Origin of the sequence: Bradyrhizobium centrolobii, assembly GCF_001641635.1 — a bacterium.
GTDB lineage: Bacteria > Pseudomonadota > Alphaproteobacteria > Rhizobiales > Xanthobacteraceae > Bradyrhizobium > Bradyrhizobium centrolobii.
Map to the genome: position 1 here is coordinate 57,844 of NZ_LUUB01000081.1, position 25,743 is coordinate 83,586.

The window sequence follows — 25,743 nt, forward strand, 5'->3', positions numbered from 1 at the left end:
CACATGGGTTGAGCGATGCGATGTCAAGCCTTGCGCGTCAGCGCGCGGCGAACTGCTGCGCGACGAAGGCCGTGACAAAACGCGGCATGGCCGGCGTGAGATCACTCATCCCGCGCACGAGATGGATGGCCGCAAGCTCGGGCTCGGCCTGGCCTGCGAGGTTGGCTTCGATCCGGGCACGGACCGCCTCTCCCGGCATGTCCAGGTTGAGGATCTGCATCATCGCAATCGCGCGGCCGGTAACGACGCAGTGCCAGTCTGCGTCCGCCGCGTAGTCGGCGGCGGTCAGGCCGGTCTCCTCCTCGAGCTCGCGGACGACGCTGCCGGGGATGTCGAGCGCGCCGTCCCTGACGTCGTCGAGGTCAGGCGTGCCTGACGGGAAATAGATGCGGCCGGCATTGGACGTATGCTGCCCCATCTCGCCCATCACGAAGGCGCCGTCGGAGGCCCGCAGCGCGCCCATGCCGAAGCCGTTGAACACGGCCGTGTCCGGAAAGCCCCAGTCCCGCCAGGCGAGGAAGCTCGCGAAGTCGGTCTCGAAATAGGTTGCGGCGAAATGGCCGTCCGAGAACACGGGATCGCGCCCGAGCAGGACACGGCCGTTCCAGAGCTGCGGCCGCTCGCGCTGCTGCTCGGCGAAATGCGTGTCGATCTCGGCGCGCCGTTGTTCGGCGAACGGCCACGGGATCGGGCGCACGGCAAGATCAAGCGTCGTGACGCGATGAATGACCGAGGATGTCATGACGGGTCGATTACCACGCCTTCGCGTCAGTTATTTGGCGTTCATCCCCGTGGTCTTCTTGGCCTGATCGACGAACTTGTTGGTGAAGGTCTTGCTGACGTCGATCTTGGCATTCGCCACCTCGGGCGAGCCGACGCTGAACACCGCAAGCACCGCGTCCGCGCCCTTCGGATCCATCTTGCCGGTCTCCGAGAACATCGGGATCGTGTTCTTCAGCGCGGCGAGATAGAGATCCTTGTTCTTGCCGACCATCTCCTCCGGCATCTTCGCCATCACCTCTTCTGGCGAATGCGAATGGATCCAGGCAAGCGTGCTCAGGATCGCGTTGGTGAGCGCCTGCGTTTCCTTCTCGTGACCGGCGACCCACGCCGCCGTCGAGTACAGCGCGCCGCCCGGATATTCACCGCCGAACGTCTCGAGCGTGTCCTTCTGGGTGCGGGTGTCGCTGAGGATGCGCAGGTCCTTGTGGCTGCCCTGGAGCACGGTGACGGAGGGATCGAGCATCACGGCGGCATCGATCTGGCCCTGCTCCATCGCAGCCACCGCAGTGGCGCCGAGGCCGACGCCGATCACGGCGGTGCCGGCGGGATCGAGCCCGTTCTTCTTCAGGAGATACTTCAGGAAGAAGTCGGTGGAGGAACCGGGGGCACTGACGCCGACCTTCTTGCCGGCGAGATCCTTGACCGACTTGATCTCGTTCGTGCGCGAGGGCGCAACCACCAGCACGAGGCCGGGATAACGGTCATAGACCACGAAGGCCTGGAGTTCCTGCTTCTTGGCCGCCAGGTTGACGCAATGGTCGAAATATCCGGAGACCACGTCGGCGCTGCCGCCGAGCACGGCCTTGAGCGCGTCCGAGCCGCCCTTGAGATCGACCAGATCGACATTGACACCGGCCTTCTCGTATTCGCCGAGCTGTTTTGCCAGCACCGTCGGCAGGTAGCACAGGCAGGCGCCGCCGCCGACCGCGATGGTCACCTTGCTTTGCGCCGCGGCAAGACCGGTGGTGAGCGTCAGCGCAAGCAGCGCGCCGGCGAGCCTGGCAATCGTGTTCTTCATTGGTTTCCTCCGTTCGGCTGGCGGCACCATAGAGCAGCGGGACAGGCTTGAGAAGCACTGGCCAAGGCCCCGGTCAAGGCACTGGCCATCAGCCTTTCGGCGCAATAGCATGGCTTCACAAGAACAATCCTAGATGGGGGGACTATCCATGAACCGCCTTGCTGCCGGGCTGTCGATCGCCGTCGCCTTTGCCGCCGGGTGCGGCGCGACCCACCTGCTGCGGCTGGCGCTGGCCGCGGAGAATATCACTGCGCAGATCATCCACACCGGCGAGATGGAAGGCGACGCACTCGGGCCCGCCAACAATGTCGGCTACCGCTCCAAGATGTTCATGAGCGCAGACGGCGCCACCGTCTCGATCCAGGTCGGCAATGTGCCCAAGCACATGCATCCCAACACCAACGAGATCCAGTACATCCTGGACGGGACCGGAACGATCTGGCTCGGCGACAAGGAAGTCACGGTCAAGCCCGGCGACCTCGTCATCATCCCGAAGGGGACGCCGCATGGCGGCACCAAGCCGATCAGCGGACAGGTGAAGGCGATCGCGATCAAGACGCCGCCGCAGGCGCCGGATGACACCAAGCTGCTGGACTGAGCGTTTGGGCTTCGGGGCTCGCACTGATGCGCGGGCCCCGCGCTGCGACTAGCCGCGCCCGTCGGCAGCCGTCGGCCGCCATACCAGCAGGCGCCGCTCCACCAGCGTCACGCCCATGTCGATCAGGATGACGAAGGCCGACAGCACGAACATGCCGGCGAACACGCCGGCGACGTCGAACACGCCCTCGGCCTGCTGGATCAGATAGCCGAGCCCGGCCGCCGATCCCAGATATTCGCCGACGACGGCGCCGACCACGGCGAAGCCGACCGAGGTGTGCAGCGAGGAGAACATCCACGACAGCGCGGAAGGCCAATAGACGTGCTGCATCAGCTGCCGCTCGCTCATGCCGAGCATGCGGCCATTGTCGAGCACGGTGCGGCTGACCTCCTTGACGCCCTGATAGACGTTGAAGAACACGATGAAGAAGACGAGCGTCACGCCGAGCGCGACCTTGGACCAGATGCCGAGACCGAGCCACAGCGCAAAGATCGGCGCGAGCACCACGCGCGGCAAAGCATTCGCCATCTTGACGTAGGGATCGAACACCGCGGCGACCAGCGGCTGGCGCGCAAACCAGAATCCGACCAGCACCCCGCCGAGGGATCCGATCACGAAGGCGAGAATGGACTCCCACAGCGTGATAGCGAGATGCTTCCAGATCACGCCGGAGGCGAACCATTTGACGATCTGGCTGAACACGTCGACCGGGTTGGAGAAGAAGAACGGCGGCAACAGGATCTTGCCGAACAAGGGGACGGTCGACAGCACCTCCCACAGCGCGATGCAGACGACGGCGACCAGAATTTGGAGCGCAAGCAGCGTCACGCGCGACATCAGACCGCCTCCGCCGCTTGGGTGGATTGCGCGTAACCCTTCATGACCTCGTCCTTGAGCACGCTCCATATCTCGCGATGCAGCGCGTGAAACTCCTTGTCCAGCCGCACCTCGAAGATGTCGCGGGGGCGCGGCAGCGTCACGCGCCAGTCGCCGATGATGCGCGAGGACGGCCCCGCCGACATGATCACGACGCGGTCGGCGAGCGCGATCGCCTCTTCGAGATCATGGGTGACGAACAGCACGGCCTTGCGGTCGGCGTTCCAGAGGTCGAGCAGGAGATTGCCCATGACCTGCCGGGTCTGCGCGTCGAGCGGCCCGAACGGCTCGTCCATCAAGAGGATTTTTGGATCGCGGATCAGCACCTGCGCCAGCGCCACGCGCTTGCGCTGGCCGCCCGAGAGCATGTGCGGATAGCGGCCCGCGAAGGCGCCGAGGCCGACGGAAGTGAGCCATTTCTGCGCACGCGGCAGCGCCTCGGCGCGCGGCGTGCCCTTGATCTCGAGCCCGATCGCGACATTGTCGAGCGCCGTCTTCCAGGGGAACAGCGCATCCGCCTGGAACAGGTAGCCGGCATCGCGGTTCAGGCCCGCGAGCGGCCGGTCGAATATCTTGGCGCTGCCGGCGGCCGGTTTCAGCAGGCCGGCCGCGACGTTGAGCAGCGTGGATTTCCCGCAGCCGGTCGGACCGACGATGGCGACGAACTCGCCCTGCGCCACGGTGAGGTGGGCCTTCTCCACCGCTGTATAGACCCGCCCGTCTCCCAGCCGAAACGCAACCTTCGCATCCTCGAGCGCCACCGCTGTGGGCGTTGTCATGTGTTTCCTCCGAACCTCGATCGATGGCTTAGCCTCTCGCGCAGCCAAGTTCAATCAAGCCGCCAAGCGTGGTACGCATGGTCTCTCTTCACCCTCCCCGGGAGGGGGAGGGTGACGCGCATCGCGGCAAGCGATGCGTGTCGGGGTGGGGTAAGCCGCGAACGCGGTATCACCGCCACCCGCGCAATCGCCGCGACTTCGAGGAGATGCACGCTTGACCACCGCGTTCGGGGAGATACCGTCACCCTACCCCCCTCGCGCATCGCGCGAGCCGACCCACGAGCGAGCTACGCTCGTCTCGGCCCCCTCCAGGGGAGGGTAAGCGTGCGACCAGCAGCAGCGATCAGCTACACGCACGTCACCAAGAACTTCGACCGCGTCGTGGCCGTCGACGACGTGTCGCTCGACATCGCCGAGGGCGAGTTTGTGGCGATCGTGGGCAGCTCGGGCTCGGGCAAGACGACGCTGCTGCGGCTGACAAACCGGCTGATCGAGATGGATGGTGGCACGATCTCGGTCGAGGGCGAGGATATCGGCGCCGTCGATCCGGTCGCACTGCGGCGCCGGATCGGCTACGTCTTCCAGAGCGGCGGACTGTTCCCGCACCTGAGCGTCGCCGACAACATCGGGATCACGCCAAAACTGCTGGGTGTGCCGGCGCCGGAAATTACCGCACGCGTCGACGAGCTGCTGGAGCTCGTGCGGCTCGACCGCGGCGCCCATCGCGACCGGCTGCCCGAGGCGCTTTCCGGTGGCCAGCGCCAGCGTATCGGGGTAGCGCGGGCGCTCGCGGCACGTCCCCGCATTGTGCTGATGGACGAGCCGTTCGGCGCGCTCGACCCGCTCACCCGCGATGCGCTCGGCGAAGATTTTCGCGAATTGCATCGCAAGCTCGGCCTGACCACGGTCATGATCACGCATGACATGACGGAAGCGATTTTGCTTGCCGACCGCATCGCGGTGATGCGCGGCGGAAAGCTGCTGGCGCAGGGCACGCCGGCCGAGCTCGCCCGCAGCGATGACGCCTATGTGCTTGAGCTCCTGCGCACGCCGCGGCGCCAGGTCGAGCGGCTGAACACGCTGCTGCCGCGGGGTGGCGGCGCATGAGCCTGCTGACCGATCCACGCTGGGGCGAGGCGCTGGCGCATCTGCCCGACTATCTCGGCAACCATGTGCGGGTGAGCCTCGCCGCGCTTGCGCTTGGCCTCGTCGTCAGCCTGCCGCTGGCGATTTTGACACGCAACCGCCCGGCGCCGCGCGGCGTGCTGCTCGCGCTCGCCAGCATCGTGCAGACGGTGCCGGGACTGGCGCTGCTCGCGCTGTTCTATCCGCTGCTGCTTGCGGCCGCCTCGGTGACGCTCGCCTGGTTCGGCGTCTCCTTCTCGGCCTTCGGCTTCCTGCCGGCGATGCTGGCCCTGGCGCTCTATTCGATGCTGCCGGTGCTGCGCAACGGCATCACCGGGCTGAACGGCATCGACCCGGCCCTGCTCGAGGCCGCCAAGGGCGTCGGCATGACGCCACGGCAATCGCTCCTCATGGTCGAGCTGCCGCTGGCGCTGCCGGTGATGATGGCGGGCGTCCGCACCGCCGCAGTGTGGGTGATCGGGACGGCGACGCTGTCGACACCGATCGGACAGACCAGCCTCGGCAATTACATCTTCGCCGGGCTCCAGACCCAGAACTGGGTGTTCGTGCTGTTTGGCTGCTTTGCTTCTGCCCTGCTTGCACTCGCCGTGGACCAACTGCTTGGCCTGATCGAGGGCGGCTTGCGCGACCGGAGCCGCCTGCGCACGGCGCTCGGCGGCCTCGGCCTCGCTGCGCTGGTCGCTGCGACGCTGGTGCCGTCGATGGGGCGCTCGTCATCGCGCTATGTCGTCGGCGCCAAGACGTTCGCCGAACAATATGTGCTGTCGGCGCTCATGCGCGATCGCCTCGAAGCCGCTGACCTCTCCGCGACCACGCGCTCCGGCCTCGGCTCGAGCGTGATCTTCGAGGCGCTCAAGGCGGGCGATATCGACCTCTATGTCGACTATTCCGGGACGCTCTGGGCCAACCAGTTGCACCGCACCGACATCAAGCCGCGCGCGGAGCTGTTGTCGGAGCTGAAGACGGCGCTCGCGAAGGACAACATCACCGTGCTTGGCGAGCTCGGCTTCGAGAATGCCTATGCGCTGGTGATGCCCAGGAAGCGCGCCGAGGCGCTCGGCATTCATTCGATCGCCGATCTCGCCGCGCGTGCTTCGACGATGTCGATCGCCGGGGACTATGAATTCTTCTCGCGTCCGGAATGGGCGGCACTGCAACAGGCCTACGGTCTTTCCTTCCGCGCACAGCGCCAGATGCAGCCGGACTTCATGTATGCGGCGGTTGCCAGCGGCGAGGTCGACGTGGTCGCTGGCTACACCAGCGACGGCCTGATCGCGAAATACGATCTGGTGACGCTCGACGATCCCAGGCACGCGATCCCGCCTTACGATGCCATCCTGCTGCTGGCGCCAAAGCGTGCCGGGGACGAACGCTTGCAGGCGGCACTCAAGCCGCTGCTCGGCAAGATCGACATCACCACCATGCGCGAGGCCAATTTGCGCGCGAGCGGCAATGACGCGAACTCGTCGCCCGACGCGGTGGCGAAGTGGCTGTGGGGGAAGATGGGCAAGCAGTAGGCAGAACCTGGCCATCACCCTCAATCACCCTTCAGCAGGGCGGCGGAGATCCATCCCCCTACCACCTCCGGATGAGAGTGACGGAGCATCTGTTGCGGCAACGCTCTGTTCGATATTCAAACAGCGGACGTCAGCTCGCATCCTCGCGGCGCAATCCGCCCGAGCTCTGCTCATGTTTCCGCCCTCTTGACCAGGAGGGCGCAGGGAAGGCCGGGTGCCGGCTGGCACCCGCGGTCCGCTGTGCGCGTGTAGCGCAGAGGAAACCGCACAGCAGCATACAGGTGAAGCCAAACACGCGGCCTTCCCTGCGCAGTGGTTTGACAGCTTATGCCGCGCTCTCCCGGGAGCCGAATTCCCTCTGGCCTCCCTCGCCCCGCGAATTGACGGCGCAAGTCCGCCCGGTTGGGCTCGCCTGCACCTCCGCGAAAGGCTTGACCGTAGCAACGACGGCCAGGACCACACGGTTTTGCCGTACGCACGGTTCCCATACTCGCTGCAGGGTTCTCCGGCCTTGTCGACGGTGCCGGAAAAATGCTGGCGAGACGAACCCTCAGCGCCGCTCATCCGCACGTGGCCACGGACTCACGGGGACTACCCGCCCTGCCCGCACCTCTCGTGCCGACGCTGCCGCGTCCACCGCAACCCGGCCCGCGAATCGTGACGACGTACGATCGCCCCTCTTGGTGAACCGGGATAGGCGACACATACGATATTTCCGAATTTCGGTAAAGCAGTTTCTTTTTCCGCGCCCAGCTTGACACGTCGGGCAAAACATTACCTTCAGACCGCCCGTGCCTGAACTCGGCGGGAACTCTAAACTAACGACTATCCGTCGAGAATAATCGATGCATCATTACGATGCCCCTAGTCGTGCAATTGCGGGGTTAAGTATCGTAAGGCGAACTCCTGAAACACCCGGGCCGAGGTATATGCTGCGTACAATTGGTATTTATCGTTCTTTTTGGAGTCACCGTTGTCGCACACACTCTTGGCAACGATTGGCAAAGGCCTAGGAAGCGGCGCCGCCTGCGCCGCAAACATGATCGAGAATGCCTCCATTTCTATGGCGAGAACGTCCTTGTGTTGTTGCAGCACCTTAGCCACGGCCCCACTGCTCTGCAGCACGGACGCTCCTGAAGCCATTGCGCCCAAGAGGATACGAGGCGGATCCTTCGGTTTGGGCATCTCTGCAGCCTCCCATACCTTCTGAAGAAATCCCGTGTCAGCGCTCAGCTCTTTCACCTGCCGTGCAATCGTTTCATCGAGACGACGCTGATATGCGGCTGGAATGAATTGCTCCTTCTGCCCAACCTTCTTAATCTTACCGCTACCCCAATCCCAAGAAAGATCGGCAAAGATCACGTCACCAATCCTGGTTCGACCTTTTAGCCCAGCCGTAATACCTGTCATAAATAAGTATCTTGGCCAGAACGCAACGATGCCCTTGATAGCAGCAATTGCGGCACCGGAGAGCCCCTTGTCGGAAGCTGCAACTGCGACAATGTCCGCCGCCTTGCGATCTCGCTTTAGCCTACCAAGATGATAAGCACTAGCATCGTGCAAGACTTCCACTCGTTCGAACCCCGCCGGCAATCTCAACACTTCCGCAAGTTCCGGCTCGTGAAGGGCAGTCACCAGGAGCACATCGACCCTATTCGAAACACCATCTCCAACGAACGGCGGACGAATTTGCTCCTCGATCGCAGCTATCGTCTCCTTCAGCTTCGAACGCCAGCCACTCTCATCAAGTCGAATTGGGATCACTTGCCAAATCAGATTGTTAAATTCAGCTTTGGCCTGCGCAAAAGAACCTTCGAATGATGTTGCTCCAACTATGTACGACGGGCGGTGCGCTTGCCCCCTTGCTTTGAGCCACCTCATAAGCTCAAGTCCACCATCAGCCTCCGGAGCCGAGGACGCTCGTCGAGGAAGGTTGATATCGAGCAACAATAAATCAAACCGCCGCCCCTCAAGCTCTCGCTTGGCATCCACAACATTCATTTCGACAGTAAGCTTGTATTCGACCCCGCACTCCTCGATCGTCGAGGCAATTGCCCTGATCTTTGCCTGATTGTCTTCCACGAGAAGTATAGAAATCATGCCTGCACTGCTCTTATGATATCGGCCAATTGATCACGCCACGCAGTTCGGGACTGCGAGTAATAAATCGCCCCCTTGAAGTAATCCGGAAACTCTTGCGCGCACTTCTGCCTAAGTTGCTCAAAAGAATAAGGTTGAGCCGCAGACCCAAAATTCTCAAGCGCAGTCAATATAACGACAGGCGGCGTCACCCCTCGCCGCCTCATCTTTCGCATTATATCGTACCCGCCTAACGGTCTCGGCCTCCCGTGCCGGTTTTCTGGATCCGGATCAAATGTAGGCAAGCTCACGTCCAAAATGACCAGCGCTATGTCATTTTCTCGCTCGAGAAACTTCAGTCCACCTTGGTACGATCGACAGACGTCGATATTCGCATCTGGCACGGTCGCCTTCACAACAGAAACCACACGCTCCGCCTTCTGGGAGTCGTCCTCAATGATGAGTACGTTCACGCACGTAGCTCCTCGGAACGATGAACGACACAACGACTTCGTTATCAGAGGAAACATCGATGTAAAGTTTACTCTCAGACTGGAAATCGTGGCGTAGGATTCTTTTCATTTTGCGAATCCCCGTTCGCCCTTCGCTAGCGACAGCGGCAGGGTTACTCACGTCCTCCTCATCCACGAGCTCCCTCAGTTCGGCCCGACACGCATCCACGTCGACGGACTTCGAGAGCTCACTGACAACTTCAAAGCGCAGATCCTTCGCCACTGTCGACGCTACCATCACTCGAACAACAGGCGCCCGATCAAGAACACCCGAATGCTCAGCGGCGTTTTGAAAGGAGTTCGTAAGTAAATCAACCAGTGGGTTCAGGATATCGCCAGCTATCTCATGAACACCAACTTCCGTATTCTGAACATCCAGCGGATGCTCTGGATAGCAATTATTTGTTATTCTCTCCGCCACGCGAATAGCGGCACTAGCCAAGAATGGCTCTCGGGCCAATACACCAGCTCGCGCAAACCACGCACTCACCCGCTCCAAGTGGAGAGCAAACGACGTTCGACACCGAGCGATCGCATCAAGCAATTCGGTAGGCCTACCCTCTGCGTCATGACCATTGAGGCTCGACTCCAGCGAGTCGAATGCACTCAGTATCTGGCGGAGGAATTTGCCTGAGAGTTCGAGCTTAACATCGCGGAGACATAATTCGACGCTCTCCCAAAAATTCAAAAGGAGCCTCTCAAAAAACTCCTCGTACGTCGTCGTGCTACTCAAGCTCTGCTTCAATCGTTCAAAGGCAGGCGCTGACATTCCGATCGCGAACAATCCTTCCGGCATTTCCTTCGAAAGAATCCTGATTCTGCGGTCTTTGAGATAGGCTATCGCCTCAGTTACTCGTTCCGAGAACTTCACAATGCTCTTCGCAATTTCCATCCTAACTGGAGGACCGAGTCCGTTAAGATGCTCACTCCACCGATCCAAAGCCTCCTGCTCCTTCGATGACCCATCGACCGAGACCATTAGACCTTCATTGACAAAGCTTGCACGCAGCTCCCCTTCCAGAATTCCATGCAAGATGCGCGTGCTCAGATAGGTCTTGAAGCCGTGGCTTGGGTCAAGGACCAGGATATCGTACGCCCTCTGAATCATAGAAAAATATACGGAGTCTCGCTCCGTCGATGGAATTAGTAGATATCCGAACTCTAGGTCCGATTCCTTAAGAAGCTTACGAATTCTTTGCTCGATCTTGTCGATTTGCGCGCCCACTTCGGGATCAGCAAGGAGCTGCCGATATCGAAAAAATTGAGGCTTGATCTCAGTGTCGAACGTCCGACGGATGCCTTCTTCGTGCACGTAGATTTTACTACGCTCGAATTGGACTGACAGCCTCGCAACTTCCTGATCTTTGGTAATCGAGGAAATTTCTTGAGTATAAGCGTTTCGATTCGGAGGATCATTTTGGACGAGCCATTGCAAGATCAGAATGCGCTCCGTCTCTATTTCATTCAACGAGGCGAACCGGGTTGTATCCTCCAACCGATCGATATTCGCCACGAACCGCAACACATAAATGAGCCGCCGCTTCTCCAGATTTTCTCTGATTAGTTCGCTAGGCAATCTCACACCAAAATGGTCCAGAATATCCTCTAGGGCGTCCGACAAGTCGCCGTCGTGTACCGAACCGTAGTAGGTCGAGAAAACGTGCAAGAGGATCGATCGATCTAGCGCCGTATTGTCCGCGACCGCCTGTGAAACCGCCCAATCGACAAACTCCTCCATAGAGTACAGCGAGTGCGATCGCGAATGATCGAAATATGCATCCACAAACGCAGTCAACGCCTGCCCCAGCTGATTTTGCCGCCGGTAAAGGGCATACTCAAACGCGAGCGTTCTGGGACTCGTTAGCTGCGGATCGATAGCCCGATAAGCAGCATAGTATCGCGTAGCGTCCGAGTATCGCCTTTCGTTATAGGCATTGTACGCGAGATAGAGATTCGCTCTTTTCGCCGGAACCGACATCTGTGCCATAACTTGCGGAGCGTCGTCCGTGCTGGACGCAGCGATAACGCCGATCTGGTGGGCGACCGAGGAAGATGTACGCCGCTGAGCGGTCAGCTTTTCGAAGGCGCGCTCTTCAACCTTTTCCAGAATTTTGTAGTGAGACGGTTGAATAAGGGGGCAACTCATACAGAAGACGGACTGCGCCGCTGAAAATGTCTCAGAGATCGGAAGGTCCAGCACCCTGTCCAACAATCCAGCGACCGCCCGTGAAGCGAGCAGTTTCCTGGTCCGAAATCCGAGCTTGAGAAGACTTTCGCGAACAGACGACAAATCCTTGGATAGATCAAGAAATGCCTTTGTTTCCGAGATAATCACTCCGGCTAGAGACGACGTCGATCTTGGGATGGAAAGAGCACTGTCGTTACGCGCCGCCAACTCATACACCCATGCGGCCGCTGGATCCGCCTCAATTAACCGAGAGATCGTGACTGCCGCACCGCGGTGGTCACCTAGGGAATATTGATCGCATGCGACAAGAAACTCGACATCTCCAGTCGCCTCTGTGCAACTTGGTGACAGCAAAAATTGCAGAGAAGATAGCCTAAAGTCATCAAGCCCACCAAGAAGCGTGGCCGCTTGCCTGACCTCCTCAAGGCATTCGTTTCTCCCATAAGAAAGTAACATCACATCGAGCAAAGTCTCGAATCGATCTATCACCGGAGAGTTGCTCTCCAGGCGAAGGCAATCGTGAGGCCTCTCTATTTCATCGAGATTGAAAGGAAGCACGTGGTAGAAGAAGTAGTCGCGAATTTTGGAAGCATCGACAAACTCGCGCCGAACCTCGCTGGCAGTTACGCTTTCCTCCAGGCTATAGCTGAAATAGAATGAGAGATAGGCATAGAGGGTATCGACTCCCGGCTCGTTGATGATCCTGTTAAGTATTTCCTTTTGACTAGCTATACCATTCGCCATATGAGCCAGCGTCAGCTGCGCGTTGGTCAGCCAAAGCGAAAGACCAAACCTTTCCTCGATCAATCGTAAACATTCGGCCGCCGACCGATAATCCGATCCGAGGTACGCAGAAGAATAAGATGCCTTGAGACCAAGAAATTCCGCCAAATCTTCCTTATGATGCGACAGTACGGAAGCACACCAGACAATCTCGAACCCAGGAGTGACTTCTTGCAGAATCCGACCAGCTTTGACCTTTGCATGCGCGACGGGAAACGGGTCAGGAGCAAGTAGATGGCGATATACGGGGTTAGCCATCAGCGAATGAACGATACGTTCAATCGCGTCGGGCGAGATCACCTTCCGATTTCGGTTGAGACCAGCCGCAAGATTACCTTGCGCGTGTATAAGGCGTCGGAATCGTGCGGGATCGTGTATTAGTTCTGAGGCGGAGCTTGACCGTCCGCGCAGCTTCGATTTTCGAATCATCATGGCCGACAAGTTGTACAAACATCTGTTGCTATCCTGAAACGAGCATGGAGGGAATACTTCACGCGCGGCAATCGGTGGACTTTTGATGAAGCACAGCAGACATGAAGCCGTTGAGATCGCGGTGACGGGCACAAAGGCCGTCTGCTCTACAGCCCCCGGATCATCCCCGCGTCGATCAGCAGCCGGTTGAGGCGACGCGCCTCCGCGCCGGCCTTGCAGCCGTAGAAAACGCCGTTGCAGCGGAGCATGATCTCCTTCTGTGCGGCGAAGGACGGATCGAGCGGAATGCCGGCGGCCTCCTGGATCACCAGCGGCAGATAGGCGCCGTCGATCGTATCCATCACGGCCTTGCTCTTCACCGGCTCGAAGTTGACGGCATCGATCGCGTAATAGGTCGCGTAGAGGCGCGGATCGTAGTCGTCGAGCTTCTTGCCGATGCCGCCTTCGTCGAGCCCGGGCTCGAGGATATGGGGCGCGAAGTCCGGCTGATGGTCTCCATAACGCACGATCAGGAACGGCTCGCCCGGAAACGTCTTCTTCAGGCCCGCAATGAAGGCCTTGTACTGCTCGGCGCTCATCGCCTGCCGGCGCAGATATTCATCGATGGAAGGCGTGTTGCCTGGCGCACGCCAGGTCGGCATCAGGTCTGGGCGGAAGCGCGTCTCCCAGGGGAAATGGTTGGCGCCGAGATAGATGAAGGTGAAAAGCGGCTTGTTCGGCGGCTGCCGGCCCATCAGCTGAAGCGCCTTGTCGTAGAAGAAGCTGTCAGGCTCGACATCCTTGGCGCCGAGATCCTTCGCATCGTAGAAGCGCTCGATCCCGGTGGTGAGCTGGAAGCTGCGCGCACTCATAAAGGCGCCGAAGGCCGGATAGAGCGACATGGTGTCATAGCCGCAGCGCCGCAGCGCTAGCGGCAGGCCGCGCTCGACACGGCCAGAGGCAATGCGCGTCACGAAATAAGCGAAGCGGCCGAACGAGCGCGAGGAGAGCCCCGCGAGCACGTTGTATTCGGTGAACCAACTCGGTCCGCCATTGCTTTCGGCGAGGAAAGTGCGCTCCTTGCCGTCATAGGATTTGAAATGGCTGCCATAACCCGGCGGCACCTTGATGCCTTGCGCGGCGCGGATATCGAAGCTCGATTCATCATGGATCATGATGATGTTGGGACGGAGGCCGGCAGGATGACAGGCGTCGACCAGCGGCATGTTGAGCCGCTCATTGGTGGAGACCGCCGACTCCAGGAAGCCGTATTGCACGAAGTCGGAGACTGCGGTGACGCCGGAGCGAAAGAATTTCGAGAGATAGCCGTCGTCGTAATAGCCGCGCCAGGCCTCGTCCGGATGATAGAGGGAATAGCCAACCAGCGCGGCGAGACAGGCGAGGTTGCAGGCGAGCGCCGGCAGGCGGCGGATGCGGAAAGGATCGAGCCACCACAGCGCATACATCAGCGGCAGTGTGACGAGCCCGGCCCCGATCACCGACCAGCGCAGGTTCGGGAAGATCGTGAACAGGAACGCGACGGTGTCGCGGTCGATCATCATGAGATCGATGAAGTTCACCGTCATCTGCACGACGTCGTGCTTGAGCCGCGACAACAGCACGAGCGCGACGACCATGGTCAGCGACAACGCACCGGACATCGCGGGCCGCCGCAGCAGCGTGATCCAGAAGAAGTTGAGGATCCCCCAGGCCAGGACGAAAGAGAGCCGCGAGCCGAAATCGGTCTCGGTTTCGTACATCAGCGCGAGGGCTGCGAAATGCGGGGCGGCGACCGCCAACAAGCGCCAGATGCCGAGTGCGGCGACGCTCGCCAGCACGGCGGTGGCGGCGGAAGGACCTGGATTGGGCGCGGACGCCATTTACGACACGCTGAACACGGTCCGGCGCGGTCATGCCAAGCCCTCTGGCCGGCCTGCTGACGGCCAGGGCGTCCGACGCCGCCGGAGCGCGCCGTGTCACAAAACTGTAATGGAACAGTCACCGAGAGGCAACGCGGGCTGCAGTGCGACCTTCGCTTAATTTTGCGAGCGGCGAAGGGCCGCATGCCTTGCTCTATCTCCTCACCATGAGGGTCATGCGCCGCGCTAGGGCTTGGCGATCCCTGTGATGAACAGGTCGATCACCTCCTCCGCCATGCGCTCGATGTCGCCCTCCTCAACCCCCCAGCGCGGGAAATGGCCGTCGAGATTCATCCGGGCAAAGCCGTAGACCAGGGCACGGCCCGCGATCTGGATGCGCTTGAGGTCGTCGGACCGCAGCAGCCCCTGCTCCGCCGCCTCCGTCAGCATCCGCTCGGTCAGCGCGACCAGCTCGGCATTGTCGCGCGTGAGTTCGGTGGAGCTGCTGTGCACGAAGTAGCGCCCCGTGGAGATGATCTCGAAATGCGCGGGATTGCGCATCGCCCAGCGTAGATAGGCAAGGCCGAACGCGCGGAAGCGGGCCAGCGGATCGGCGGGCGTCTCAGCCAGCGCCGCGTCAATCTCGGTGCGAAACCGCCGCTGCGCCTCCGCTGCCACCGCGCCCATCAGCGCATCGCGGTTGGGAAAGTGCCGGAACGGCGCGCCCGGTGACACCGCCGCGCGGCGCGCGGCCTCGCGCACCGAAACCTCGCCGCCCTCCGCCGCCAGCTGCAGCGCAGCATCGATCAGGACACGACGGAGATCGCCATGGTGGTAAGGCCGGGCTTCGGGGGCACGGCGAGCGCGACGCTTTGGAGTCTCACGGGCAGATTTCGGCATTCTGAGAGCCAAGGCGGAAGTGAGCTCCCTCTCCCGCTTGCGGGGGAGGGTTGGGGTGGGGGTGCATCCACAATGAACACTCCCAAGGTGGAGAGAGCCCCCACCCGGCGCTTTACGCCGACCTCCCCCGCAAGCGGGAGAAGTGCAGCAGACCTGCGGCCGCATTGTCCTTCTCTAGCATCACTTGAAATTGAATGTAAGCGGCGATTACACCGTTGACGATCTTCTCCCATCCAAATGTAATCGATGATTACATAACGGAGGAAACATCGTCATGACTCAACGTCGAAGCTGGCTCGAAGGCTGGCGGCTGCTTGCCGCCCTCGCCCTTAGTCTGATCGCCCTGAGCCTCTGGATCGCCTCGATGCGGCAGTTCGAAGTCGAGGGCGTGCGGATGGTGATCCGCTTCACGGCACGCAGCTCGCTCCTCCTGTTCTGCCTTGCCTTCAGCGCTGCGGCGCTGGCGCGGCTCTGGCCCAACGCCTGGACGCGCTGGCAGCGCCGCAACCGCCGCTATCTCGGCCTGAGCTTCGCGGCCTCCCACGCCATCCACGCGCTTGCGATCATCGCGTTCGCCAAAATGGATCCCGCCGGCTTTGCGGCAACGACCTCGGCCGCCTCCTACATCTTCGGCGGCATCGGCTACGCATTCATCATCGCGATGAGCGCGACCTCGTTTGACCGCACGGCCTCGCTGATCGGGCCCCGCGCCTGGCGCGCGCTGCATCTCGCCGGCGGCTACTGTCTCTGGTTCCAGTTCATGGTGTCGTTCGGCATGCGCGTGCCGGCGATGCCGCCCTATGCGGCCTTCCTGGTCCCGCTGCTTGCCGTGATGGCGCTCCGCATGATCGCAATGGCCGCCAGGCCGCGCGGGCGCGCCGTCGCGGCGGGATAGAACGTCCGCCTCACGGCGGCAGCAGACCGAGCTGCTTGCCGATGATGCGATCGAGCGCGCGCTTGGGCAGTGCCGCGCCCATCATGTGCCGCATCGGATCCGGCGTGATCTGGTAGCGCACTCTGGGCCTGGCTACGGTGAGCGCCTCGAACACGACCTCGGCGATCCGCTCGGCCGGCAGGCCGTTTTCCGCGAGCTTGCTCATGAACGCCATCAGCTTGTTGAGCACCGGGAAATAGGGCGAATTCTGGTAGGCCGAGATGTCGACCTGCTCGGCCTTGCTCCAGATCGGCGTCTTCACCGCGCCGGGCGCGATGATGACGACGTCGATGCCATACAGCATCAATTCGCGGCGCAGGCTTTCGGACAGCCCTTCGATGGCGTGCTTCGAGGTGCAGTAAGGCGCCATCAACGGGTTGCCGTTCTTGCCGGCGACCGAGCTCATCATGACGATGCGGCCTTTGGGTCCGCTGAGCGACGGATCGGCGCCGAGGAGCGGCCCGAACGCCTTCGTCGCGATGACCGGGCCGATGACGTTGACGTCCATCTGCCGACGGAACTCATCGGCCGAAAGCTCCAGGACAGGGCCGGCGACCGCGACGCCCGCATTGTTGACGAGGCCTGCGAGCGTCTCGTCGCCCAGCGCCTCACGCACCTGCCGCGCCGCAGCGAGCACCGCGCCCTCATCGGTGACGTCGAACAGGAGCGGCGTGAAATTGGCGCCGAGCTCGGCCTTGAGCCGGTCGGCATCGTCCTGCTTGCGGACGCTGCCGAAAACGCGGAAGCCGCGCTCGATCAGGAATTTTGCCGTAGCCCAGCCAATGCCGGTGGATGCGCCGGTGATGACGACAGATCGCATTGTGGCCTCCCCTCCATGTCCAGGGATCATGTAGGGGAAACGGAACCGGGTGCAATGCTGCCCGTCTGCTGGGCGTCCGGATGCAACGTCCTCTCCCATCTGCGGCCGTCGCAAGAAGCGCGATCGGACGTCAGCTCTTAAGATGATGTGGTGCGTGAAGCCGCGCTCGCGCATCGTGCGCGAACGATCACCACGAGGATGAAGAGTCGAATCCTAGACTCTGAAGTCGCTGCTCTTTTGAGGATTGGAGAAGCGAGGCAAGGGCCTCAGAAGCAGCGCGAGATCAAGGATGTGCTTTAAGCGTCAGTTCTTGAACTTGAGGCTATGCTTCAACATCGAAGAATTTGAATGAAGCAGCAGCGCTTGCGCCGAGAAGGAAAGAGCGAGACCGCTACTTGCGATCTCGCTCCGGTTGTAGTCGCGGAGGTTTAAGATTTGGTTTGGCGAGTGAAGCATCTTGTTTCACCCGTCACGCCAGGGCGCGCATCGGCGCGAACCCGGAATCTCGATCCACGACCTCTGGATTCCGGGTTGCGCTTCGCGTCCCCGGAATGACGGCGTGGCCGTCAGTTCTTCGACTTGTCGACCAGCGCGCCCTTCTTGATCCAGGGCATCATGTCACGCAGCTTGGCGCCGACTTCCTCGATCGGGTGGGCGGCGAGCTTGGCGCGGGTCGCCTTGAACGAGGTCTGGTTGACCTTGTTCTCGAGCATCCAGTCGCGGGCGAACTTGCCGCCCTGGATGTCGGCGAGAACGCGCTTCATCTCAGCCTTGGTCTCGGCGGTCACGATGCGCGGGCCGGTGACGTACTCGCCGTACTCGGCGGTGTTGGAGATCGAGTAGTTCATGTTGGCGATGCCGCCTTCATAGATCAGGTCGACGATCAGCTTCACCTCGTGGAGGCACTCGAAATAGGCCATCTCCGGGGCGTAGCCGGCTTCGACCAGGGTCTCGTAGCCGCCCTTGATCAGCTCGACCAGGCCGCCGCAGAGCACCACCTGTTCGCCGAACAGGTCGGTCTCGCACTCTTCCTTGAAGGTGGTCTCGATGATGCCGGCGCGGCCACCGCCGATGGCGGAGGCATAGGACAGGCCGAGGTCATGGGCGTTGCCCGAGACGTCCTTGGCGATCGCGATCAGGCAGGGCACGCCGCCGCCGCGCTGATACTCCGAGCGCACGGTGTGGCCGGGGCCCTTCGGCGCGATCATCAGCACGTCGAGGTCGGCGCGCGGGTCGAGCAGGTTGAAGTGGACGTTGAGGCCGTGCGCGAAGACCAGGGCCGCGCCCTTCTTCATGTTGTCGTGCAGGTGCTCGCGATAGATGTCGCCCTGGAGCTCGTCCGGGGTCAGCATCATGACGAGGTCGGCCCATTTGGCGGCCTCGGCGACTTCCATCACCTTGAAGCCGGCGTTCTCCGCCTTCTTGGCCGAGGCCGAACCCTTGCGCAGCGCAATCGCCACCTCCTTGACGCCGGAGTCCTTCAGGTTCAGCGCATGGGCGTGGCCCTGGCTGCCGTAGCCGACGATGGCGACCTTCTTGCCCTTGATCAGGTTCAGGTCGGCGTCGCGATCGTAATAAACACGCATAGTCGTTTCCTCATTCGGGGGCCGGAATCGGCCGTTGGTCAGGTCTCGGACGGTGAAATTTGCGGATTTCGGGGGCTGTCTAGAGCATTTTCGCCCCCCAGGGAAACCCGTTTCTGCATGGAAATCCGCGACATCATGCATCCATGAAGACGGGGTAGAGCGAAGCGAGTAGCAGGACCGCCATCAGGATATTAAAGGCGCGGACCAGCCGCTCGGAGGTCAGGACCGGCCGCAGCGCGGTCCCGAACAGGGCCCAGACCACGGTCGAGACCGTGCCCACGAGCAGGCTGATCAGGGTCTGGATGGCAATGTTGAGCGGAAACTGGGCGATGGCGGCATAGGCGGTGATGGTGCCGATCACGATCACCCATCCCTTGGCGTTGATCCACTGGAACATCGCCGCGCCCCAGAAGGTCATCGGCCCGCGCCCACTCCCCTCGCCCGGCTTGGCCGGTCCAGATAAAGCGATCGCCACGGCAAGATAGATCAGGTAGGCGGCGCCGGCGTATTTCAGGATGGTCTGGAGGATCGGATAGGCCAGGAACACCGTGCCGAGCCCGAGGCCGACGGCGCCGACCATGAAAGCAAACCCGATCGTGATGCCGGCGATGTGCGGGACTGTACGGCGGAAGCCGTAGGTCAGCCCCGACGACAGCAGCATGATATTGTTGGGCCCTGGCGTGAAGAACATCACGACCGCGAAGATGATGAAGGCATAGAGCAGCGACTGGGACATTCTGGCCTCACGCGGTCTTCGGCAGCGTCTGCGGACGCCTGGCCAGCACCATCACGGCGATGCCACCGATGACGGTCAGCATGCCGGCGAGGCGCAGCGGGCCGAACCTCTCGCCGAACACGATGCTGGAGGCGGCCGAGCCGACAAACGGCACCAAGAGCGCGAACGGCACCACCTGCGCGGCGGGGTAATCGCGCAGGAGCCGGCCCCACAGCCAATAGGCGATGCTGGTCGAGATGGCGCCGATCACAAGCAGGCAGATGAGGCCGGTCAGCGACATGTGGATCAGCGACTGCCAGGTCGGCGCCGGCCCGTTGACGACCAGGGCGAGGGCGAACAGCGGCACTGCGGAGGTGAGGCATAGCCAGGCGAACAGGTCGAACATCGGCACGCCGCGAGCGCCGCGCAGCAGGAGATTGCCGACGGCGAAACAGATCGGCGAGATCATCAGCACCGCAAAGGCACCGGCACTGAAATCATAGCCGACGGTGCCGCAGATCATCAGAAGCCCGGCTGCGGCGATGCCAATGCCAAGGGCCTGCATCGGCGTCGGCCGCTCGCCGAACGCGATCGCGGCAAAGCCGATGGTGAACAGCGCCTGGCTCTGCACGACGACACTGGTCAGCCCCACCGGAACGCCATGGGCGATGCCATAGGCCTGGGCGAGGAATTGGCCGAGGAACAGCGTGAAGCTGATCGCAATCAGAAGCGACCAGGAGATCTTCGGCTTGCGAACGAACAGGCAGGGCACCGCGGCAATGATGAAGCGCATCGCCGTCATCAGCTCAGGCGAGAACTCGTCGAGCGCGATCCGGCTCGCCACGAAGGCAAGGCCCCAGATGATCGCCACCAGGACGGCGATGAGAAAGTCGGCCGGCTTCATTGTTGTTGTTCTTGGTTGCTGTTTTGGCTCTGCTCTGTCGCCGCTCTGTTGTCGTCGTCTAGGCTTGGTCGCCGGCCGTTACGTGGAAGAATTGGGTTTACGCAGAAGATAGGTGCCGTGCATGGGGGCGTGGTAATCGGCGGAGACCAGCGTGAAGCCGACGTCGGTCAGCATCCGCTCCATCACCCAGCCAAAGGTGGAATATTCGTCGCGCATATGTGTCACCACGTTCTCGCGCGAGAAATCATGGTTCTTGATCTGGAAGTCGGCCCATTGCTCGACGTCGCGATCGAGGGCGTCGGGCATCGAGGCGAAGACGATGTCACGCAGGTAAAAGGTCGCTGCGGGCTTCAGCGCGCGATAGATCCGCGATATCGCCACCGCCTTCCAGAAATCCGGCAAATGATGGAGCGTAAACTCGCTGACGATCAGGTCATAGGACTCAGGCCGGTAGGAGAAGCTGAGCAGGCCCGCCGATTGGGTGCGCACAGGCGCCTTGCGGTCGCGGGCGTAGATCTCGGCGAGCGCGAGCATCGCCGGCGAGATGTCGATGGCGTCGACCTCGGCGCCGATCAGCGCGGCTTCGGTCGCCAGCACGCCGTTGCCGCAGCCGATGTCGGCGATCCGCCAACCCCGCTGCACCCCCAGCATTTTCAGCGCGGCGCGCGCGCGCAGGTCGGCATCGTCGTGGCTGTCATAGATCGAAGCCACCGCGGGCTCGATGCCCATCCGGTTCCGCTCGTTATAGTACCAGTCGCGCGCCAGCATGGTTCACATCCCTTCAGGCCCGCGACCGATCGCGGCAACGCCAGTGCGCGAGACCTCAACAAGGCCGAGCGGGCGCATCAGGTCGATAAATTGATTGATCTTGTCCGTGTTGCCGGTGATCTCGAACACAAAACTCTCGGTCGTTGCGTCGATCACCCGGGCGCGGAACGCATCCGCGAGCCTGAGCGCCTCGACGCGGTGCTCGCCCTGCCCGCGCACTTTCACCATCGCCAGCTCGCGCTCGATCGAGCGCTTGGTCAGGGTCATGTCGACGACGCGATAGACCGGGATCATGCGGTCGAGCTGATGCTTGATCTGCTCGATCACCATCGGCGTACCCGTGGTGACGATGGTGATGCGCGAGAGATGCTTCTGGCTCTCGGTCTCCGAGACCGTGAGGCTCTCGATGTTGTAGCCGCGACCCGAGAACAGGCCGATGACGCGCGCGAGCACGCCGGGTTCGTTCTGGACGAGCACCGCGAGCGTGTGCGTCTCGTTGGGATCGTGGCGGTCCTCGATGAAGTAGGCGGATGCGGGCTGGTTCATGGTCGTCCTCTCAAATGTCTCTCGTCATGTCCCGCGAAAGCGGGGCGTCCAGTAATCACCGGCGCCTGAGATTCCCACGCCTGCCGCAGCGTACCGGATCGTCCGGTCAAGCCGGACGATGACAGCGGAATTCCTGGGAAATGCTCGCGTCATGCGACCACCTTTTGGGCCTGCGGCGCATCCGCCATCACCCATCGCTTGAACAGATCGAAATCGATATTGCCGCCCGAGAGCACGAGACCCACTCGCTTGCCCCCGAGCTTGCTCTTTTCCTGGAGCGCTGCGGCGAGCGCGGCGGCGCCGGCGCCTTCGGCGAGATTATGCGTGTCGGTCCAGTAGGCGCGGATCGCGGCGGCGACCTCGTCGTCAGTGACCTGAATGATGCGCGAGGCGCCCTTGCGGATCAGGGCGAACGCATCCGCGTCCGGAATGCGCGTCGCCATGCCGTCGGCGAGCGTATTGCTGGTCTCGGTCGTCACGATCGTGCCGGCCGCGAACGACAGCGCATAGGACGGCGCCTCGGTCGACTGCACGCCGACGATCTCGGTCTTCAGGCCGAGCAGGTCGCGGGCCATGATGCAGCCGCAGATGCCGGAGCCCTGCCCGATCGGCACATAGAGGATGTCGAGGTCGGGCGCGGCCCTGAACAGCTCGAGCGCGTAGGTCGCCACACCCAACACGAGGTTGGGGTGGAACGACGGCACCATGTGGAGCCCGGCGAACTGCGCGCGGCGCTCGGCCTCCTCGCGCGCAGCCTGAAAGTCCTCGCCATGCTCGACCAGCTCGGCGCCAAAGGCTTTCATCGCGCGGTTCTTCTCGACCGAGTTGCCGCGCGGCACGTAGATGACGGCGGGCACACCATGCCGGCTTGCCGCAAAGGCAAGGCTCTGGCCGTGATTGCCGCGCGTCGCCGAGATGATGCCGGGCGTGTTCGGCCGCTCGCGCTTGAGCCGTCCGAGATAGACGAGCCCGCCGCGGACCTTGAAGGCGCCGATCGGGGTGTGGTTTTCGTGCTTGACGACGACCTCAGTGCCGAGCCGCTCGGCGAGCAAAGGCCAGCCGCGTGCCGGCGTTGCCGGTACCGCCTGCCCCACGATCGCATGTGCGCGCTCGAGCTCCTTCAGATCGAACATCGTAGCCCCGCGTACGGTCTGCTCCCTCGCCCCGCTTGCGGGGAGAGGCAAAGAGAGACCGCTCGTCGCTGCTGCATCATCGCTCTTTCAGCTCACACCAGCGCCTTGCCGCCCGCGAAGGCGGTGGCGGTGGCCTCGTCGTTCGCCTGTTCCGGCAACAGCATCTCGTTGTGCGCCTTGCCGGAGGGGATCATCGGGAAGCAGTTTTCGAGCGCCGCGACACGGCAGTCGAACAGCACCGGCCGCTTCACCGAGATCATCTCCTTGATGGCGCCGTCGAGATCGGCGGGCTTGTGCGCCCGGATGCCGACGCCGCCATAGGCTTCCGCGAGCTTGACGAAATCCGGCAGCGCTTCGGAATAGGAATGCGACAGCCGGTTGCCATGTAGCAGCTGCTGCCACTGCCGCACCATGCCCATGTACTGGTTGTTCAGGATGAAGATCTTGATCGGCAGCTCGTACTGGACCGCCGTCGACATCTCCTGGATCGTCATCTGCACCGATGCGTCGCCCGCGATGTCGATGACGAGGCTGTCGGGATGGGCCACCTGCACGCCGACCGCGGCCGGCAGGCCGTAGCCCATGGTGCCGAGACCGCCCGACGTCATCCAGCGGTGCGGTTCCTCGAAGCCGAAGAACTGCGCTGCCCACATCTGATGCTGGCCGACCTCGGTCGTGATGTACGTGTCCCTGCCGCGCGTCAGCTCGAACAGGCGCTGGATCGCATATTGCGGCAGGATGACGTCGTTGCTCTTCTTGTAGAAGAGCGAGTTGCGGGCACGCCACTGCGCGATCTGCTGCCACCACGCCTTGATGTCGGGCTTCTTCGCTTCGGCTTTGAACACCTGGAGGATGTCGCCGAGGATGTTGCCGCAGTCGCCGATGATCGGCACGTCGACGCGGATGTTCTTGTTGATCGAGGACGGGTCGATGTCGATGTGGATCTTCTTCGAGCCCGGCGAGAACGCATCGACGCGGCCGGTGATGCGGTCGTCGAAGCGCGCGCCGACGCACAGCATGACGTCGCAATCATGCATGGTCATGTTGGCTTCGTAGGTGCCGTGCATGCCGAGCATGCCGAGCCAGTTCTTGCCCGACGCCGGATACGCACCCAGGCCCATCAGCGTGGAGGTGATCGGAAAGCCGGTGACCTCGACCAGCTCGCGCAGCAGCTTGGTCGCCTCGGGCCCGGAATTGATGACGCCGCCGCCACTGTAGATCACGGGACGCTTGGCGTTGGCGAGCAGTGCCACCGCCTTGCGAATCTGCGTCGCATCGCCCTTCACGCGCGGCGCATACGACCGATGCACGTCGGACTTGCGCGGCGGATGATAGGTGCCGGTCGCGAACTGCACGTCCTTCGGCACGTCGACGAGCACCGGGCCGGGACGGCCGGAGGTCGCGACATAGAAGGCTTCGTGCAGCACCTTTGCGAGATCGTTGACGTCGCGCACCAGCCAGTTGTGCTTGGTGCAGGGGCGCGTGATGCCGACGGTGTCGCACTCCTGGAACGCGTCGTTGCCGATCAGATGGGTGGGCACCTGGCCGGTGATGCAGACCAGCGGGATCGAATCCATCAGCGCGTCGGTGAGCGGCGTCACCATGTTGGTGGCGCCGGGACCCGAGGTCACCACCACGACGCCCGGCTTGCCGGTCGAGCGCGCATAGCCCTCGGCAGCGTGGCCCGCGCCCTGCTCGTGACGGACCAGGATGTGCTGGACCTCGCTCTGCTGGAAGATCTCGTCATAGATCGGAAGCACCGCGCCGCCGGGATAGCCGAAGATATCCTTCACGCCATGATCGATGAGCGCGCGGACGATCATCGCGGCGCCGGTCATCTGGTTCGGATCGTGGCTCTTGTCGCTCATTGGCTTGCTCCGGATGCGCTGTTGTCAGCGGCTTCGTTCTGGTCTGGTTCGGGAAATAAAAAAGGCCCCGAAGAGGGCCCGTGCGCACCGCCTGACTTCAGGATGGCCGCTAGCCATCCCCGGCGATGCGCCTGGGTACGACGACGATAAGGAGTTTGGTAATAATGTTACGCATGGCAGGCGCTCGGCTTCCCAAAGGTTGCGCGGAACATAGCGACCGAAGCCTGGATGTCAAGGCAAAGCGGCCGTTCCCGCGCGATTTTGGCAGTGTAGCGGGGTTCCCAGGGTTCGGCGAGAGGGAAAATGCGGCGCCGCCAACAATCCTGCGTCATTCCCCCTTCCTCTCACGTCATTCCGGGATGGTCCAAAGGACCGGACCCGGAATCTCGAGATTCCGGGTTCTCGCTTCGCGAGCTTCGGAATGACGGTGCATGGAACGCTCCTCAGCGGTCGTCCCGCGCTGTCTTGACGGCCGCCCGCAGCCACCCCCTCGCCTCCTCCGGCTTCACCCACTCGAACTCCGGCAACTGGTGCCGGAACCAGGTGAACTGGCGCTTGGCGTAGTGGCGGGTGTCGGCGCGGCCGATGCTGGCGGCCTCCTCCAGGCTGAGCTCGCCGCACAGGTGCCGGATCAGCGCCGGCACGCCATGGGCTTTCATCGCCGGCAGCAGCGGATCGAGGTGGCGGCCGGCGAGCCGCTCCACTTCCTTGAGCGCCCCCGCGCCCAGCATGGCATCGAAACGGGCATCAATGCGGGCATAGAGCTCGTCGCGCTCGGGCGCGAGAAACACCGCGCGAAAGCTGTCCTTGGGCAGCAGCGGCGGCTGGCCTTCATGGTGCCAATCGAGCAGCGAACGGCCGGTCGCCTCGACCACCTCGAGCGCGCGCGCAATGCGGGTGCGGTCACGCACCTTCAATCGCTCGGCCGCGCGCGGGTCGCGGCTTGCGAGTTCCGCATGCAGGGCCTCGACGCCGTTCCGCTCCAACCGCGCCCGCACGTCCTCGCGCACCTCGGCGGGG

General features: G+C 62.4%; 22 protein-coding genes. 4 read left to right on the plus strand and 18 right to left on the minus strand.

Features of this window, described 5'->3' with window-relative positions; genetic code table 11:
- Positions 1-37: 37 nt before the first annotated feature.
- The gene (locus AYJ54_RS30675) at positions 38-742 is read right to left on the minus strand and encodes a hypothetical protein (protein WP_063704982.1); all 705 of its coding nucleotides are present in this window, start codon (positions 740-742) and stop codon (positions 38-40) included.
- A 30-nt stretch (positions 743-772) separates the two neighbouring features.
- Entirely contained in the window at positions 773-1,801 is a 1,029-nt protein-coding gene (locus AYJ54_RS30680; RefSeq protein ID WP_063704984.1) for an ABC transporter substrate-binding protein, read from the minus strand.
- A 148-nt stretch (positions 1,802-1,949) separates the two neighbouring features.
- Between AYJ54_RS30680 and AYJ54_RS30685 the strand changes: the two genes are divergently transcribed.
- Positions 1,950-2,399, plus strand: coding sequence for a cupin domain-containing protein (locus tag AYJ54_RS30685; RefSeq protein WP_063704986.1), 450 nt, complete (start codon positions 1,950-1,952; stop codon positions 2,397-2,399).
- A 48-nt stretch (positions 2,400-2,447) separates the two neighbouring features.
- Here the strand turns inward: AYJ54_RS30685 and AYJ54_RS30690 are convergent, their stop codons facing one another.
- Together AYJ54_RS30690 and AYJ54_RS30695 are read right to left on the minus strand one after the other, a co-directional pair.
- Positions 2,448-3,236 carry an ABC transporter permease gene (locus tag AYJ54_RS30690; protein ID WP_063704988.1) on the minus strand — a complete coding sequence of 263 codons (789 nt, stop codon included), beginning with the start codon at positions 3,234-3,236 and terminating at the stop codon, positions 2,448-2,450.
- Positions 3,236-4,054 (minus strand): ABC transporter ATP-binding protein, encoded by an 819-nt coding sequence (locus tag AYJ54_RS30695; RefSeq protein WP_063704990.1) that lies wholly within the window; start codon positions 4,052-4,054, stop codon positions 3,236-3,238. Before AYJ54_RS30695 ends, AYJ54_RS30690 begins: the two co-directional genes overlap by 1 nt.
- A 324-nt stretch (positions 4,055-4,378) precedes the next feature.
- Between AYJ54_RS30695 and AYJ54_RS30700 the strand changes: the two genes are divergently transcribed.
- Positions 4,379-5,161 (plus strand): ATP-binding cassette domain-containing protein, encoded by a 783-nt coding sequence (locus AYJ54_RS30700; protein WP_063704991.1) that lies wholly within the window; start codon positions 4,379-4,381, stop codon positions 5,159-5,161.
- Positions 5,158-6,717, plus strand: coding sequence for a glycine betaine ABC transporter substrate-binding protein (locus tag AYJ54_RS30705; protein ID WP_063704993.1), 1,560 nt, complete (start codon positions 5,158-5,160; stop codon positions 6,715-6,717). Before AYJ54_RS30700 ends, AYJ54_RS30705 begins: the two co-directional genes overlap by 4 nt.
- 864 nt (positions 6,718-7,581) lie before the next feature.
- On the opposite strand, the gene AYJ54_RS30710 is transcribed toward AYJ54_RS30705, so the two are convergent.
- The 5 genes from AYJ54_RS30710 to AYJ54_RS30730 form a co-directional block, all read right to left on the minus strand.
- The gene (locus AYJ54_RS30710; RefSeq protein ID WP_063704994.1) at positions 7,582-8,817 is read right to left on the minus strand and encodes a phosphorylase family protein; all 1,236 of its coding nucleotides are present in this window, start codon (positions 8,815-8,817) and stop codon (positions 7,582-7,584) included.
- On the minus strand, positions 8,814-9,269 hold the full coding sequence (locus AYJ54_RS30715) for a response regulator (protein WP_063704996.1): 456 nt from the start codon (positions 9,267-9,269) through the stop codon (positions 8,814-8,816). Before AYJ54_RS30715 ends, AYJ54_RS30710 begins: the two co-directional genes overlap by 4 nt.
- Positions 9,250-12,579, minus strand: coding sequence for a hypothetical protein (locus tag AYJ54_RS30720; RefSeq protein ID WP_136624040.1), 3,330 nt, complete (start codon positions 12,577-12,579; stop codon positions 9,250-9,252). Before AYJ54_RS30720 ends, AYJ54_RS30715 begins: the two co-directional genes overlap by 20 nt.
- 278 nt (positions 12,580-12,857) lie before the next feature.
- A complete protein-coding gene (locus tag AYJ54_RS30725) occupies positions 12,858-14,570 on the minus strand; it encodes a sulfatase-like hydrolase/transferase (protein ID WP_063704999.1) in 1,713 nt (570 codons plus the stop codon).
- 225 nt (positions 14,571-14,795) lie between these two features.
- A complete protein-coding gene (locus AYJ54_RS30730; RefSeq protein ID WP_063705000.1) occupies positions 14,796-15,449 on the minus strand; it encodes a TetR/AcrR family transcriptional regulator in 654 nt (217 codons plus the stop codon).
- A 274-nt stretch (positions 15,450-15,723) separates the two neighbouring features.
- Between AYJ54_RS30730 and AYJ54_RS30735 the strand changes: the two genes are divergently transcribed.
- Positions 15,724-16,344: a hypothetical protein gene (locus tag AYJ54_RS30735; RefSeq protein WP_063705001.1), complete on the plus strand. Its 621-nt coding sequence runs from the start codon at positions 15,724-15,726 to the stop codon at positions 16,342-16,344.
- Positions 16,345-16,354: 10 nt separating this feature from the next.
- On the opposite strand, the gene AYJ54_RS30740 is transcribed toward AYJ54_RS30735, so the two are convergent.
- The 9 genes from AYJ54_RS30740 to AYJ54_RS52865 all read right to left on the minus strand — a co-directional run.
- Positions 16,355-17,203, minus strand: coding sequence for an SDR family oxidoreductase (locus tag AYJ54_RS30740; RefSeq protein ID WP_063705002.1), 849 nt, complete (start codon positions 17,201-17,203; stop codon positions 16,355-16,357).
- 566 nt (positions 17,204-17,769) lie between these two features.
- Positions 17,770-18,789, minus strand: coding sequence for a ketol-acid reductoisomerase (ilvC, locus tag AYJ54_RS30745; RefSeq protein WP_063705004.1), 1,020 nt, complete (start codon positions 18,787-18,789; stop codon positions 17,770-17,772).
- 133 nt (positions 18,790-18,922) lie between these two features.
- On the minus strand, positions 18,923-19,525 hold the full coding sequence (locus AYJ54_RS30750) for a LysE family translocator (protein ID WP_063705006.1): 603 nt from the start codon (positions 19,523-19,525) through the stop codon (positions 18,923-18,925).
- A 7-nt stretch (positions 19,526-19,532) separates the two neighbouring features.
- The gene (locus tag AYJ54_RS30755) at positions 19,533-20,408 is read right to left on the minus strand and encodes an EamA family transporter (protein ID WP_063705008.1); all 876 of its coding nucleotides are present in this window, start codon (positions 20,406-20,408) and stop codon (positions 19,533-19,535) included.
- A gap of 78 nt (positions 20,409-20,486) precedes the next feature.
- Entirely contained in the window at positions 20,487-21,176 is a 690-nt protein-coding gene (locus tag AYJ54_RS30760) for a class I SAM-dependent methyltransferase (RefSeq protein WP_063705010.1), read from the minus strand.
- A 3-nt stretch (positions 21,177-21,179) separates the two neighbouring features.
- A complete protein-coding gene (gene ilvN / locus AYJ54_RS30765) occupies positions 21,180-21,722 on the minus strand; it encodes an acetolactate synthase small subunit (protein WP_063705011.1) in 543 nt (180 codons plus the stop codon).
- Between the two features lie 149 nt (positions 21,723-21,871).
- A complete protein-coding gene (locus tag AYJ54_RS30770) occupies positions 21,872-22,855 on the minus strand; it encodes a threonine dehydratase (RefSeq protein WP_063705013.1) in 984 nt (327 codons plus the stop codon).
- A 92-nt stretch (positions 22,856-22,947) separates the two neighbouring features.
- Positions 22,948-24,723 (minus strand): acetolactate synthase 3 large subunit, encoded by a 1,776-nt coding sequence (locus tag AYJ54_RS30775; RefSeq protein ID WP_063705016.1) that lies wholly within the window; start codon positions 24,721-24,723, stop codon positions 22,948-22,950.
- Between the two features lie 443 nt (positions 24,724-25,166).
- A partial coding sequence (locus tag AYJ54_RS52865; RefSeq protein WP_283808720.1) for a tRNA (adenosine(37)-N6)-dimethylallyltransferase occupies positions 25,167-25,743 on the minus strand: 577 nt, incomplete at its 5' end.